Origin of the sequence: Citrobacter sp. Cpo015, assembly GCF_030333035.1 — a bacterium.
Classification (GTDB): domain Bacteria; phylum Pseudomonadota; class Gammaproteobacteria; order Enterobacterales; family Enterobacteriaceae; genus Citrobacter; species Citrobacter portucalensis.
Window position 1 is genome coordinate 143,749 of the sequence record NZ_JAOWGS010000031.1, and the last position, 14,447, is coordinate 158,195.

The following is a 14,447-nucleotide window of genomic DNA, read 5'->3' on the forward strand; positions in this document are numbered from 1 at the left end:
GCCTTTGGGCTGCATAAAATATGCAGCCCGTTTATTTTACAGTTGAAATAATATATGACATGCTTAAAAATAAAATATTATTGTTACTGATTTGCTCTGCATTACAGCCTGTATTTACAGTAATGGCAGATGACGAATTTAACATGAGTTTTATTCGTGGTGGTGCACAGGATGAATTACCAGAAGTCTTTGATAAAAACGTTAACTTTGTTCCTGGTGAATATCTGGTTGATGTTGAGGTTAATGGCGAAAAGGTCGGTAGCGGTTTTATTACCGTTACCGACAGCGAAAAGCAAGCTCTTTGCCTGACAAACGAATGGTTAAGAGAACAAGGCGTTTTTATCAAGGAGGACTTTTATGCACAGGAATTCGACGCAACCCGAAAGTGTTATGTATTAAGCAATAATAAAACAACTAAAGTTGAGCTGGATAATGGTACACAAACGCTGAAACTACGTATTCCGCAGGCAGCCTTATTATCTGGGGAACGCAGCCAACGCCCTTGGGATTATGGCGATTCCGGATTTCAATTAGCATATAACGCGAACACCAGTAAAAGCTCAGGGCAACAGCGTACTAACTATCTGGGTGTGAATGGTAATGCGAACATTGGCAAATGGGTGCTTTCATTTACCACAAATGCCACCGATGAAAGTGGTTTTAACACCAGCGATCTACGTTTAACCCGTGCGCTGGAATCCATTAAGGCCGATCTAAGCATCGGTCAGGCGCAGAGTACCTATAGCCCGTTAATGAATGGGTTTGGTTTTCGCGGGATTCAGTTGACCTCGAATGCGAACATGTCGTCATGGTTAAGCAGAACCTATGCACCTAAATTGCAGGGAATTGCAACCAGTAATGCCAGGGTGACCGTAGAGCAGAATGGGCGCGTATTAGAATCTATTGTTGTCCCCCCGGGACCGTTTGAAATTAACAATCTGGGCGCAATCAGTAGCGGGGATCTGATTATGACTATTACGGAGGAAAATGGCAGTAAAAGAACAGAACATTTTCCTGTAACCATAATGGGTAACCTCCTGCGCCCCGGTGCCATGGACTATGGTTTGGCCGTGGGTAAAAAAATGGCGGGCAATAATAAAAGTTCCGCCGACGGTACCTTCGGGCTGGGCAGCCTGGATTACGGTTTTAACTATGCAACGTTTAACTCAGCATTGTTATTAAGTCAGAACTATCAAAACATGGGTATTGGTAGCACCCATTCGCTCGGATGGTTTGGCGCATTATCGACCAGTTTGAACCTGTCAAAAGCCCGGTTTAAACAGAAAGATGAGCAGAAAGGGTATAGTGCTTCCGTTAAGTATGCTCGCTCACTAACCGATAAGACGGATTTACAGTTAATCGGCTACCGGTTTACGGACCGCGGATATGTCGAGTATGCCAATTATGATTACCTGAGCTACAGCACGGATGAGTTTAAGTCGAAAAATCGTTATGAGGCGATCCTGGCCCACCGTATACCGGAACAAAATATTTATCTCAGTATGAGCGGATGGATGCAGCAATATTGGGATAAGCCACAGGAGAGTGGAGTGAATTTTATGCTCAGCAAATCATTTAGCCGCTTTTCGGCCTCGCTGAGTGGAAGTTACAGTAAGAAGGGGGAGAATGGCGGAGAATATATGACCAGCATCTCCTTTAACATCCCGTTCAGTGCATTCGATGTGATGCATTATAGTAATACCTCGATGACCTATACTCGTGAAGGCGGAATGAGTTATATGGCGGGTAGCTCTGCAAATCTTAACGATCGACTGAGTTACAACGTTAGTATGAATCGAGATAATAACGGGAATAATATTTCGTTATCCACTGGCTATGCTTCGGATTATGCCCAATTAAACAGCATGTATTCGAAAGGTTCTACCAGCCAAAACCTGAGCTTGCAGATGAGCGGATCAGTGCTGGGGGTTTATGGTGGTGGGCTGATGTTGTCACAGAATAGTAATGGTACGCTGGCAGTGATCGATATGGATGGAATTAGCGGTGCGGTAATTAATGGCGGCCTTCCGACAGACAGCAACGGGAGAGCGGTGATCTCTCTGGCGAGTTATTCACCGAACTCTATTAATATCGATGTCGATAAGTTGCCAACAGATATTGAAATACAGGGCAATGTGATTAATGTTGTACCAACCGAGAAGGCTATTATCTACAGGAAGATAAAGTATCGTCGTGTTCATCACTATATTTTACGCGTTTTTAGTAAAAATAAGTACGTCATTCCTATGGGAACTATTGCAAAGGATGATGCAGGCAAGGAAGTGGGTTTTGTCAGTAATGGTGGCGTATTGTTACTTAACGTTGATAGTAAAGTACAAAATATCACACTCGATCAGTGTGTCATTAATTTAGAAAAATTAAGTCCAACCAAGAGAACAATTCAAGATGTTTACTGTAAATAACAAAATCAAAGCTTTTATTGCTGTTGCCATGCTATCTGTAAGCCTGAGCAGTAATGCCGCGTTTAGCCTTAATGGTACTCGCTATGTTTATGAAGGTGGCAAAAAAAGCCTGTCCGTAATGGTCTCTAATGAAAGCGAGCAAAAATATGCCGGGCAGGTATGGATTGATAATGACAATGAAAAAGATAAAGACGTTTACTTCACAACCAGTCCAACATTTTTTAAAGTAGACCCGAAAAGCAGACAGACGATCAGGATTCTGGATATCAACCCTAATCTGCCGCAAGATCGTGAGACGTTAACCTGGCTTAATGTACAGGAGATCCCACCGGCCCCTAAATCAGGTGGGAATGTTCTGGCTATTGCGTTAAACACTCGCGTTAAGCTGATTTATCGTCCACAAACGCTGGTCGATGGGCGAAAAGAAGCAGAAAAGCAGATCAGGTTGTTAAAGAATGACGGGAAATATTTTCTTGAAAACCCCACTCCCTACTATTTTGCTATTACCGGGATAAAAGTGAATGGCAATGAGGTAAAACTCACTAAAAAAGAAGGGGCACAGCTAGCCAAATTTGCGCCGTTTAGCAAAGTACAGATCAGCAACTCATTAACCGGGAATGTATCGGTGAACGCGATTGATGATTACGGCGCAAATAATCAATACCAGGTTAAGTAAATGAGAAAAATATATTCTTGGATTTTCTTGCTATCAATACTAGCAGTGCCCTCAGCATATGCAGGATGTTTTGCGGCGGGCAATGCAGCTTACTATTGGGGATCGCCTTCCAGCAAAATAGAGATATCTTATTCGCAAAGCACTCTCACAACAGAGACTGCTGCGGGTACAAGAATAGGAACAATGAAGATAACCTTTAGCTGCCCATATTATGTCGGACCAAATGCCTGGAATACCGATGATTACTTAGGGGGCTCCAAAGGATATATATATGTACCACTTCCAGAATTTAACTTTATCAATAGTAACAGATTGGAGCATAACAGTGGGTGGATATATTTAGAGCGAGAAGGAATAGCGTCCTCTCGAACTAACTTTAAAGATAAAAGCGGCCATGCCTGGAATTACCCATCTATTCTCGTGGAGTTTTCAAATGCTCTAGGCGGATGGCCAACAACAAATACTGGCCCGACATTTACTTATGGCATATATACCAATAGAAATATTGGTGGTAATGTTGCGTCCAGTAGTAAAATTATCTCAATGCTGACTTCAGCAACCGGGAACAAGATAAACTACAGATCAGGTGGTCTCATACCCGGATCTAAGCACGTAACGCCTTCAGTAACAAATAACAGTACTACATTGAATTATACAAATACGGTAACATGCTCTGTCACAAGCAATACAAACAACCTGAATTTAGGTGTAGTTAATATTCATGGTGATTTAAACACACCACTGACGACTATTATTTTGACGATGCAATGTGGCCTGGGGCCTGGTGGTGGGAATATGACATCAAATTATCCATCATTCATTATTGCAGGGTCTGCCAGAATGAATGCAGTCACACCCACAAATGCCACTAGTGAGTGGCTGGCAGCATCAAATAGTGTTGGTCTTCAGATAGGTAATGGATGGGGACTACGATTCAGGACCGGGGATGCTGTAAATATTAATAACTTAGATAAGATCTCAATACCTGTTTATCCGTACAAATACGGTTCGACTCAAGGAAATAGTGTTGATTGGAATGGTGCTGTGACTTTTGAAATTGCCTATAACTAAACGGAGTTACTGTAATGCGCGTAATACTTGTTTTACTATCTTTACTCTGCTTCATCACCATCGAGGCATCCGCTAAAGTAACAAGTACTACGGTTGCTCTCTCTGTTAAATTCCGAGAATTTACATGCAATATCGCCTCCAGCAGAGGGAGTAATTTAAGCTTTGGTGATGTTAATATTACGACCTTAACACTTACTGAAGGACCGGAAATCGAAGCCGATTTGACGTTAACATGTCGTCTTGATAGCGCTACGCCAGAGTTAACCGGGAATAACGCAATCACAGCTTTGCAATCGGCTAACTTGCGTTTCACCTCCCCCGTAAGTACCGGGGGGTCAGGAGGCGCTTTTTTAGATGCCGGGCATAATGTTGCGATCCTTCCCTTTTTCAATAATGCCCGGATGCAGTTTAACTCCGATTATAATTTAAAAACATTGAGTGGTTCGGGATACAAATTAAAATTTAAACTTGTTAAAAAAAGTAGCAGCGGAACGATAACCTCAGGTTCGGTATCCGTCGTACTTAACGCTGAGCTGACTTATACGTAGAGTGCAAAGATGACAAGAGTATTCCTGTTTACACTGCTGCTATGCGGTCATAGCGTCTCGGCCAAGACCAGCACACTAAGCATAACCGTAGGGGCAAACCTAATCATTCCGACCTGTACATTAACTGCCCCTGCGGTGATTAATTTTGGGGATATTAACAGAAATGATTTCTTAAATGGTAATCCAGATTTACGAATCAGGAATTTTGATATTACCGCATCTTGCCACAATGCTTCACGGGTCGAGTTAATGTTTATTCCACGCAATGGCATAGTAAGCGGTAGAAATGATGCGGCATTAACCAGTAACACTAGTGTAATGTATACAGTTTCATTGACAGGTCTGGGGGTTAACAATGTTAATTTTAACAGTAATATAGTTTGGCCATCACCAGGGACGACATCTGTCACGATGCTCCTGGGTGCAAATGGCGTGATAACCAAAGGGGTTTTTAATACCTCAATGACAATTCAGTTAACTTATATTTGATATAAGGATAAAATATGAAAAAAGTAATTCCGGTCGTTTTTCTGCTGGGTATAGCTCCTCATTCTTATGCCAAAACGGCGGATACGACTGTCGCAATTAAAGCCAGCGTAACAGGCGCTACCTGTAATATTGTACCAACGCCTACTGAAATTAACTTTAATACTCTGACCGCAGGAGATATCGGCAATAACAGAATTGCCGCCAAAGAGGTAAGTCTTGCCCTGAACTGTGACTGGATTGCTAAAAATGTAAAAGTGACATTTACCCCTACGGAAGGTACCGTTACCGGCAACACCAGCGTAATGCGCTCGGGTAAAACGGGTTTAGGATTCAAGCTCCAATTTGCTAACACTGCGGGAGGTACATTAACTGATATCCCCTTTGGCGTAGAGCAAACCTGGGCAAGTACGACGACAACAGCATCACCTTACAATTTAGGTGGTAAAATTGCGCTTAAACCATTCTATATCAGCGGCGAGGATATCGCAGCCGGTAATGTTGATACCAGCCTGACCATTGGTGTTCAGTACGATTAAGGAAAAAAGATGAAAAAAATAGCAATGCTAATTTCCCTTTATTCATCCTCTGTATTTGCATCTACGGCAACAGTAAATGTCCCAGTGAAAGGCACCATCACGTCAGCCACCTGTACCTTCACGGCAGATCCTGAGGTAAACTTTGGTTCTATTACTGCATTAGACATTAATAACAATACCGTTTCTGAAAAAGATATTAACATGACGGCAAATTGTGATTGGATGACAAAGAGAGTAACGCTCTCATTCATTCCTGGTGCAATTGTTTCTGGAGATGATAAGATAATGCAATCTGGTCTAGCCGGAGTCGGGTTTAAATTACCAATAATGGACAAGATAAATAATTTATCATTTAATACTGAACATATCTGGTTTCCATCTGGTTTTGGTGGCGGAATAAGAAGAATATATGTAAAAATCAAACCAGTAAAAATACCTTCAGAGGATATTGCTGCTGGTAATATTGATACGACGCTGACCATACGCCTGTCTTACGATTAGTGATAACCCTGACCAGGAATTTAAGCAATGCCATTCAGAGTATATTTCTTTGTTGCGTTTTGTTTTGCTTGTCTCGCTAACGCACAGCAAACGGATACAGTTGTTAATATAAATGGCGCAATTACCGAAGCTACCTGTTCCATTAGTATCTCTTCTGAGGTTAGCTTTGGTTCTGTTTCTGCACATGACCTAATTGCTGGAAAGGTAGAAAAGTCAATTAACTTCACACGTAACTGTGATTTGGCCGAGGCAAATACTAAGATGAGGTTTGTTCCCGCACAAGGGATCGTATCAGGTCAAACAAATTTTGGGAAATCAATAATGAAATCAGGACTGAATGGTATTGGTATTGGTGTAATGAAAATGGGGTTGTATGGTGCCCTGAATTTTAATGAGGATTATCCTTATAATGAAAAAACTATTGACCTTAAATTCAAATTATTACCAATAACGGCTGAACAGATGGCAGCTGGAAATATTGATACATCTGTTATTTTAAGGCTGAGTTATGATTAAACAGCTGCTGCTACCATGCTCCATAATTATATTGTCATCACTATGCTCATTAACTGCGATCGCTGGTAACAGCACATCCAGTATCGGGGTAAAAATGAAGATTACCCATGCTAATTGTACTGTTAATGGCGGAAAAGGTATTTCTGGAGCATATAACCTGCCGCTAATGAACGAAAGCGGTAACGTCATTGATCGCGTTAGCGCTACTGATGTACCGCTCATTATCGACTGCAGCAAAGGCGTCAAGCCCAGCGCACTCACGATTTCTTTTACTGCTGCGACCCCTGGTTTTCAGAATGCAGCGAATGGTTTGGTGAATACCACAATGGCAAACATTGCTCTCCTTACCCGCTGGAAACGTAATGGCGCAAGCGTGATTGATTTGTCCACTGCTACAGATATATTGTCAGTTAAAGATGCTGAGATTCAGCCCAGCATATATGATAGCTCGTTTAAAGTGTATCCAACCATTATCAATACTGCTTCTGCATCATTAACTCCGGGCCGCTACCAGGCTGATTTGACAATTAACATCACCTATTACTAAACATTGTTCTGTTTATGGGGAACTAAATACAAATGTCATTTCATAGCAATGATTCCATTGACAGTTATATCCATAAAATGGACAAACTATTAAATAAAGAAATCAACAAGGAATGGCGAGTCATTGAATCAGTGTGTGTTGGTGAGGGAGAGTATCTTCTTATCCTTGAAAGCAACATGCAAAAGATCATGGCGCGGGTATTATCAACTCATGCACCTAATCCCATGGATATTTTATCGCCAACATCGAGGAAGCTATATACTATTAACAACATTAGCAAGCAGATGCTCAGATTTATTAACGCAGTAGAGTTAAATTATAATGAATGGTGCACATTAACGCGATGACCAATTATATATTCTTAGGCTATGAATTTTAACGCAAGCCTGAAACCGTTCGACTTGAGATAATATGAACAGACAACGTTTTATGTGCCTCATTCTGTTTGGCACAATGATACTGCTTTCCGGATGTACGATATTGCCAGGACAAGGGCTCCCTGTTCAGGGGAAAAAGAACACTGGTATGCCACACAATCGTGATGCACTGAATGACAGGCTCAATATTATTATGCTGACTCCCGGACTTGTCGACATACTGCGTCCGGCTAATATCGTTTCTCGTCCAAACCCTCAATTAGAAAAACAGTTGCTTTCTTATAACTATCGTATTGGTGTGGGTGATGTCTTAATGGTTACCGTCTGGGATCATCCGGAGCTGACTACGCCAGCGGGCCAATATCGCAGTGCCAGTGATACTGGCAACTGGGTCAGTGCTGACGGCACTATTTTTTATCCTTACGTCGGGCGCCTGCATGTGGCAGGTAAAACCTTAAATGAAGTTCGCGACGCTATATCTACCCGACTGAATGCATTTATAGAAAATCCACAGGTAGATGTCAGTATTGCCGCCTTCCGCTCACAGAAAATATACGTTACAGGCGAAGTGATGCGTTCAGGTGTACTACCTGTTACCAATATTCCACTTACGGTAATGGATGCAGTCAACGCTGCAGGTGGTCTGACTGCGGACGCCGACTGGCGCAATGTCACTCTCACCCATAATGGACAGAAATCTCACCTCTCTTTATATGCACTATTACAGCGCGGTGATCTGACGCAAAACCGTCTGCTTCATCCTGGTGACATTTTATTTATACCCCGTAATGATGATTTGAAAGTTTTTGTCATGGGTGAGGTCGGCAGACAAGCCACCCTCAAAATGGACAGAAGTGGAATGACGCTGGCAGAGGCGCTGGGAAATGCCGAAGGCATGAAGCAAGAGAGTTCAGATGCAACCGGTATTTTCGTGATTCGGGCGCTGAAAGGTAAGCCCGAGGGCAAAATTGCCAACATTTATCAACTGGATGCTCAGGATGCTTCCGCAATGGTACTCAGTACCGAATTCCAGTTGGAACCATACGATATCGTCTATGTAACGACAGCGCCTCTGGCACGCTGGAATCGCGTTATATCACAGCTACTGCCCACCATTGTTGGTGTGCGCGATTTGACTGAAACCACGCGGTATATCAGAACATGGGCCCGATAAATTTCACCTCGATATTGGTGCTGTGTACTGGGAACATTTGCCGTTCGGTCATTGCAGAACGTTTATTATGTCAATTTTTGCCACCAACTATTTCTGTCACCTCTGCCGGGATCAATGCCCATTATGGGCATCCGGCGGAAAACATGAGCGCGGCAGTGGCGTTCGAGCATGGTGTGTCACTGAGCGGACACATCGCGCGAAATGTCACCCTGGAAATGCTACGTGACTCCGGACTTATCCTGGCGATGGAACCAAAACATATTGCGTTTGTTACATCAATGGCGGCAGAAGCCAGAGGCAAAACATTATTATTCAGCTATTGGTCCAGTAAACAAGCAATCCCCGACCCTTATCGCAAAAGTCGTGATGTTTATGAGTATGTGTTTCACCAACTGGAACTGGATGCACAAAGATGGGCCCAGCATCTGGTGTAAAAAAGGACCGTTTAATCTTGAATGAGAATTCGAAATATCCGCGTACTTCCTCGGCGGAAAAAGAACTGGATCTTATCCAGCTACTGCATACATTATTTTTGCAATGGAAAATAATCCTCTGCATAACCATCGCCTTTACCCTGGCTGCATCACTATACGCATTTTTATCTCCCACTGTGTATCAAGCAGATGCCCTAATTCAGGTTGAGCAAAAGCAAAATCAGGCATTTTTGAACCGCTTGAAGAATGTTTTACCAACCGACACATCTACTGTATCAGCTGAAATTGAGTTGCTTAAGTCACGAATGATTCTGGGAAAAACAGTTGATGATCTCAATCTAAGAATACAATCGGAGCAAATTTATTTTCCTGTCACAGGATACCTCTGGGCGAAGCTGAAGGGAGAATCATCAGCAAAAATTACAATACAAGATCTCAGTTTGCCGCAGACTAACGATCAAAACTCGGAGGTTATTCTTACAGTGCAAGAGAAGGGATTGTTTCATCTACAAGGAACAAACTTTTCTTTAGAGGGTAAGGTTGGAGAGCGACTGAAGAAAGAGAATATCATCATCGAAGTTAGCAACATACATGCTGTCCCTGGCTCTCGATTCAAGCTCCGTGAAATAAGTAAACTGGAAGCTATCAGCAATTTGCAACAGCAAATTGACGTGTCCCAACAGGGTAAAGAGAGCGGAATGATCGCACTTCGTATCACGGGACATAACCCAAATGAAATCGCACGCATTCTCGATACGGTAATGAACAACTACGTTCAGCAGAATATCAATCGTCAGGCAGCCCGCGACGCCAACAGTCTGGCTTTTTTACAACACCAGTTGCCGAAAGTGCAGTCTGAACTGGATGATGCTGAAAGCAAACTTAACGTTTACCGACAGCAACAGGATTCTGTTGATCTCAATTTGGAAGCAAAAACGGTACTTGAACAGATGGTGAACGTAGATAACCAACTCAACGCGTTAACTTTCCGGGAAGCAGAGATCTCGCAACTTTATAAGAAAAGTCACCCAGCCTACCGCGCATTACTCGATAAACGCCAAACGTTGGTGCAGGAAAAGAACAAACTTAACAAGCGTATATCTGCAATGCCATCCACTCAGCAAGAAGTTCTGAAGTTGAGCCGTGATGTTGAAACAGGGAGAGAGATCTATTTACAGCTTCTAAGCCGTCAGCAGGAACTCAACATCTCCCGCTCCAGCAACGTGGGGAATGTGCGCATTATCGATCCCGCAGTGACCTGGCCTTCACCGGTCAAACCTAAAAAAGCATTGATTATCATGCTTGGGATGATGCTTGGTCTGATCACTTCATCAGGTCTGACTATTGCTCGCGTAGCCCTGCGTCGTGGGATCGAATCATCAGAAACATTAGAAAATGCGGGAGTTCATGTGCTGGCAACCGTGCCGGTGTCTAAATCGCTGGAAAAAAAATATCGGCATCAGCAAAGGTCTTCAATCGTGAACTTCTTCCGACGAGATACGTCGCCAGGATTTTGTCTGGCATTTGAAGAGCCAGCTGATATTTCCATAGAAGCTGTTCGCGGATTGCGTACCACGCTACATTTTATCATGAAGGAGACACCGAACAGAGTGCTGATGATTTCTGGCGCAACAATGGGATGCGGTAAAACATTTATCAGCAGCAGCCTTGCGGCTGTTATTGCTCAGTCCGGCCAGCGCGTACTTTTTATTGATGCCGATATGCGGCGTGGATATACCCATGTTTTATTCAACGTTGACAACAAAAATGGCCTCTCTGATTTTCTAAGTGGAAACGCAACGTTAACGGAAAGTATCCAACATTGTCTGAAAGGCCAATTCGATATACTTACCCGTGGAACATTACTTTCCAGTCCTGTGGATCTTCTGGCCAACGAGCGATTTAAGCAGCTATTGAAATGGGCAAACAATGAATATGACATGGTGATCGTCGACAGCCCTCCGGTTCTTGCGGTTGCGGATGCAATCATCGCCGGGTACGAGGCAGGAACTTGTCTGGTGGTTACGCGCGCAAATCAGGATAGCTTGCAACAGGTGAACCGATGCCTGCGAAAATTTGAGCAAAATGGAATAAACGTGAAAGGCGTTATTCTTAATGGTATCACAAGGGAAGATGCAAATTACTACGCATATGAATACACCACACCTTAGCGCCGTCTCAATAGAAATATGCTGTTCGTTCTAATGCAAACACCTATTATTTTTTACATATTTATACTAACGATATGAGAGCAAGCATGATACAAAAAATATTTTCCTTTGTTGTTCTGACATTTTGTACCTTTAGCGTTAGCGCTTTTCCTATTGCGGAAGGTCAACAATATTCACGAATGGAAAGACCAGTTAAAGAAGCACCTATGGTAGTCGAGTTTTTTTCGTTCTATTGTCCACCCTGCATGGCATTTTCTCGTGAATATAAAGTGAGTGAGGCCATAAACCAGGTACTACCTGAAGGGACAAAAGTTGAAAAGTACCATGTTGGCGCGATGGGTAGTCTGGGACAAAATCTGACAACAGCGTGGTCGGTTGCAATGGCATTAGGAGTAACAGACAAGGTTGAGCATCCTCTATTTATTGCCGTACAGGATAAAAAATCTTTGCGCAATGAGGAAGATATTCGCCAGGTATTTATTGACGCAGGAATTTCAGCCACAGAATACGATGCAGCAAAAGACAGTTTTGTGGTTAAAGCGCTAACGCAAAAACAGATACACGCAGCCCAAAGTTTTGAGGTTCAAGGCACACCATCATTCTATGTTAATGGTAAATACATTTTAAATAACAACGGGACAGGAGAAACATCTCCAGATAAGTATGGCGCTACCGTTGCTCAAATCGTGAAGGCTTTGCTTCTGGGTAAAACATAGTGATAACAAAAGATACGACAGATTCGCAATTCAATGTCGTATCTTTTTGCTAACCCTGATCAATCTGCAACAAAACTGTATCAGTCGAAAGAGAAAAAATTCATGTCCACACCGAAGCTATAATATTATAGCTCTTATAACTAATTCTATAGCTCAAACTTAAATCATCTTACTTTCCTATGCGCTATAATAATCAGCAAATCTCGAATTTATATTAACAAATCACCGATTAACAATGAATAAGTTAGCAGAGGGGTTCTTAGCCGTATTATTTATATCACGCTTTACATTGCGTAAACCAACAAGGACAAACTCGTACTGGACGAAACAGCGTTAATAATTGCATCTAATACTGTGAGCATCAACAATTGGCAAGATCTAATCAATACTCACACCCGTCATTTATTACTGAATAAATTTCAAGCAAATAATTTATTTTGGGCATTATTTAAATTAAGATTTTTTTAGCCAGGAGCCTATGAAAAAGAAATTTCTTGCTGATATCATCCATTGGATTGAGGATAACATCGACGAAAAGATCTGCAGTTCAACACTTGAAAACATTAGTGGCTATACTATTAGACACTTATCAAACATATTTATGCAGTATACAAACTTAACCCCGGCAAAATATATTAGAGAAAGAAAGCTTTGTCGCGCTGCTTTTTTACTACGATTAACAAACCTCAAGATAATGGATATCGCATATCAATTGAAATTCGATTCCCAGCAATCCTTTAGCAGAGAGTTCAGTAAATTATTCGGATATTCCCCTCGCCAGTATCGAAAATCCAGAGAGTGGGATTTTAAAGCTTTACAGCTTCCGATTCAGCCAGAAAACATACCTGAAATAAAATTCGAGTATTGCATTTTGGAATCAAAAAAATACCATGGATACCGCTTTAGTTTTGAGCAGCAAATGTATTTCATTAGAGAACATGAAACCATCATCAGATATCAAAAGATCATTGATATAATGAGGAAACATCAGTCTGATTTATTTATAAGCAGCACTTTTTCTCCTCACCCTCAGAAAGATCACCAACTGAGCGTTAACTCATTCTTAGGTTTTCACGCTAAAAATGATCGGTTGATATCAACCGATGAGGTATTCACATCTGAAAATGGTAAGTATATAAAATTTTCATTTAATGGCAGCCTCAATGAATATATATACTTCCCAAGGAGCGTCTATTATTATGTACTTCCTAAACTTGGATTAAAAAGACGAGAGGGATCAGACATTGAGATTTTAAAATATATAGATGATGCAAGTCCAGGCACAATATCTTGTGATTATTTTATCCCTGTAGTATAGCTAAAAATAGAAGAGGTTATTTAATGCATAAACAATATATTATGGATATTGTCAGGAACTATGGTTTTATAGAATGTGCTGATATATTATTTTTTTTGAAATATCTGAACAATGAAAAAATTGAGCACACATCTTTATCATGGATTTCAGCGAAACTCAATGAATGTCTGGTTAATCATGATGATGGTAAAGATTATTTTATAGCATTACGGAAGCTAAGAAACGATATGATTAATTTAACAGCCAACACTTGATTATGTGTAAAAAATAAAGTTAGAAAAGAGAAATTATCTATTGTCGTACCAATTTTTTATTATACAAAATAAAGAGCCACCGAAGCGGAGTTTTATTAAAGAGTGAAGCTGACCGATAAGGCGCGTTCTTTTGAGCATAACGTCGTGGACAGTCATTCATCTGGCTTACCCAGAAAGCAAAAACCCCGCCGAAGCGGGGTTTTATAAAGAGTGAAGCTGACCGATAAGCCGCGTTCTTTTGAGCATAGCGTCGTGGACAGTCATTCATCTGGCTTACCCAGAAAGCAAAAACCCCGCCGAAGCGGGGTTTTATAAAGAGTGAAGCTGACCGATAAGCCGGGTTCTGTCGTGGACAGTCATTCATCTAGGCCAGCAATCGCTCACTGGCTCAAGCAGCCTACCCGGGTTCAGTACGGGCCGTACCTTGTGAACCCCTATTTGGCCTTGCTCCGGGTGGAGTTTACCGTGCCACGGACTGTTACCAGCCGCGCGGTGCGCTCTTACCGCACCCTTTCACCCTTACCTGATCCCACTTGCGTGGGCCATCGGCGGTTTGCTCTCTGTTGCACTGGTCGTGGGTTTCCCCCCCAGGCGTTACCTGGCACCCTGCCCTATGGAGCCCGGACTTTCCTCCCCTCCGCCCGTCTCCCCCGAAGAGGACGACGACGAAGCGGCGACTGTCTGGTCAGCTTCGGC

At 42.2% G+C, this 14,447-nt stretch carries 14 protein-coding genes and 1 other RNA gene; 14 read left to right on the forward strand and 1 reads right to left on the reverse strand.

The window, feature by feature from the left end; genetic code table 11:
- Positions 1-20 precede the first annotated feature (20 nt).
- The 14 genes from pefC to OGY67_RS11800 all read left to right on the forward strand — a co-directional run bounded on the left by pefC (position 21) and on the right by OGY67_RS11800 (position 13,497).
- Positions 21-2,423 (forward strand): PefC/AfrB family outer membrane usher protein, encoded by a 2,403-nt coding sequence (gene pefC, locus OGY67_RS11735; protein ID WP_286573989.1) that lies wholly within the window; start codon positions 21-23, stop codon positions 2,421-2,423.
- Entirely contained in the window at positions 2,407-3,099 is a 693-nt protein-coding gene (locus OGY67_RS11740) for a fimbrial chaperone (RefSeq protein WP_234692416.1), read from the forward strand. Before pefC ends, OGY67_RS11740 begins: the two co-directional genes overlap by 17 nt.
- Positions 3,100-4,170 carry a hypothetical protein gene (locus OGY67_RS11745; protein WP_286573990.1) on the forward strand — a complete coding sequence of 357 codons (1,071 nt, stop codon included), beginning with the start codon at positions 3,100-3,102 and terminating at the stop codon, positions 4,168-4,170.
- A gap of 14 nt (positions 4,171-4,184) precedes the next feature.
- Positions 4,185-4,718 carry a fimbrial protein gene (locus tag OGY67_RS11750; protein ID WP_234692418.1) on the forward strand — a complete coding sequence of 178 codons (534 nt, stop codon included), beginning with the start codon at positions 4,185-4,187 and terminating at the stop codon, positions 4,716-4,718.
- Positions 4,719-4,727: 9 nt separating this feature from the next.
- Positions 4,728-5,207, forward strand: coding sequence for a fimbrial protein (locus OGY67_RS23715; RefSeq protein ID WP_234692419.1), 480 nt, complete (start codon positions 4,728-4,730; stop codon positions 5,205-5,207).
- Between the two features lie 14 nt (positions 5,208-5,221).
- Complete coding sequence (locus OGY67_RS11755; RefSeq protein ID WP_234692420.1) at positions 5,222-5,743, forward strand: fimbrial protein; 522 nt, start codon at positions 5,222-5,224, stop codon at positions 5,741-5,743.
- A 9-nt stretch (positions 5,744-5,752) separates the two neighbouring features.
- Positions 5,753-6,244, forward strand: coding sequence for a fimbrial protein (locus OGY67_RS11760; RefSeq protein ID WP_286573991.1), 492 nt, complete (start codon positions 5,753-5,755; stop codon positions 6,242-6,244).
- Between the two features lie 27 nt (positions 6,245-6,271).
- Positions 6,272-6,760, forward strand: a complete 489-nt coding sequence (locus OGY67_RS11765) for a fimbrial protein (protein ID WP_234692422.1) — start codon at positions 6,272-6,274, stop codon at positions 6,758-6,760.
- A complete protein-coding gene (locus tag OGY67_RS11770; protein ID WP_233623708.1) occupies positions 6,753-7,307 on the forward strand; it encodes a fimbrial protein in 555 nt (184 codons plus the stop codon). The genes OGY67_RS11765 and OGY67_RS11770 overlap by 8 nt, the downstream gene beginning before the upstream one ends.
- 411 nt (positions 7,308-7,718) lie before the next feature.
- On the forward strand, positions 7,719-8,858 hold the full coding sequence (locus OGY67_RS11780) for a polysaccharide export protein (RefSeq protein ID WP_234692423.1): 1,140 nt from the start codon (positions 7,719-7,721) through the stop codon (positions 8,856-8,858).
- The gene (locus tag OGY67_RS11785) at positions 8,846-9,292 is read left to right on the forward strand and encodes an arsenate reductase/protein-tyrosine-phosphatase family protein (protein ID WP_234692424.1); all 447 of its coding nucleotides are present in this window, start codon (positions 8,846-8,848) and stop codon (positions 9,290-9,292) included. The genes OGY67_RS11780 and OGY67_RS11785 overlap by 13 nt, the downstream gene beginning before the upstream one ends.
- 14 nt (positions 9,293-9,306) lie before the next feature.
- Complete coding sequence (locus tag OGY67_RS11790) at positions 9,307-11,463, forward strand: polysaccharide biosynthesis tyrosine autokinase (protein ID WP_462562430.1); 2,157 nt, start codon at positions 9,307-9,309, stop codon at positions 11,461-11,463.
- Positions 11,464-11,549: 86 nt separating this feature from the next.
- Positions 11,550-12,179, forward strand: coding sequence for a DsbA family protein (locus OGY67_RS11795; RefSeq protein WP_201287296.1), 630 nt, complete (start codon positions 11,550-11,552; stop codon positions 12,177-12,179).
- Between the two features lie 478 nt (positions 12,180-12,657).
- Positions 12,658-13,497: a helix-turn-helix domain-containing protein gene (locus OGY67_RS11800; protein ID WP_234692426.1), complete on the forward strand. Its 840-nt coding sequence runs from the start codon at positions 12,658-12,660 to the stop codon at positions 13,495-13,497.
- Positions 13,498-14,067: 570 nt separating this feature from the next.
- Here OGY67_RS11800 and rnpB read toward each other — a convergent pair.
- Positions 14,068-14,444, reverse strand: an RNA gene (gene rnpB / locus OGY67_RS11805) — RNase P RNA component class A.
- Positions 14,445-14,447 lie beyond the last annotated feature (3 nt).

Coding starts and splice junctions, on each gene's coding strand:
- pefC (WP_286573989.1), top strand. CDS start 21: ATGCAGCCCGTTTATTTTACAGTTGAAATAATATATGACATGCTTAAA.
- OGY67_RS11740 (WP_234692416.1), top strand. CDS start 2,407: ATGTTTACTGTAAATAACAAAATCAAAGCTTTTATTGCTGTTGCCATG.
- OGY67_RS11745 (WP_286573990.1), top strand. CDS start 3,100: ATGAGAAAAATATATTCTTGGATTTTCTTGCTATCAATACTAGCAGTG.
- OGY67_RS11750 (WP_234692418.1), top strand. CDS start 4,185: ATGCGCGTAATACTTGTTTTACTATCTTTACTCTGCTTCATCACCATC.
- OGY67_RS23715 (WP_234692419.1), top strand. CDS start 4,728: ATGACAAGAGTATTCCTGTTTACACTGCTGCTATGCGGTCATAGCGTC.
- OGY67_RS11755 (WP_234692420.1), top strand. CDS start 5,222: ATGAAAAAAGTAATTCCGGTCGTTTTTCTGCTGGGTATAGCTCCTCAT.
- OGY67_RS11760 (WP_286573991.1), top strand. CDS start 5,753: ATGAAAAAAATAGCAATGCTAATTTCCCTTTATTCATCCTCTGTATTT.
- OGY67_RS11765 (WP_234692422.1), top strand. CDS start 6,272: ATGCCATTCAGAGTATATTTCTTTGTTGCGTTTTGTTTTGCTTGTCTC.
- OGY67_RS11770 (WP_233623708.1), top strand. CDS start 6,753: ATGATTAAACAGCTGCTGCTACCATGCTCCATAATTATATTGTCATCA.
- OGY67_RS11780 (WP_234692423.1), top strand. CDS start 7,719: ATGAACAGACAACGTTTTATGTGCCTCATTCTGTTTGGCACAATGATA.
- OGY67_RS11785 (WP_234692424.1), top strand. CDS start 8,846: ATGGGCCCGATAAATTTCACCTCGATATTGGTGCTGTGTACTGGGAAC.
- OGY67_RS11795 (WP_201287296.1), top strand. CDS start 11,550: ATGATACAAAAAATATTTTCCTTTGTTGTTCTGACATTTTGTACCTTT.
- OGY67_RS11800 (WP_234692426.1), top strand. CDS start 12,658: ATGAAAAAGAAATTTCTTGCTGATATCATCCATTGGATTGAGGATAAC.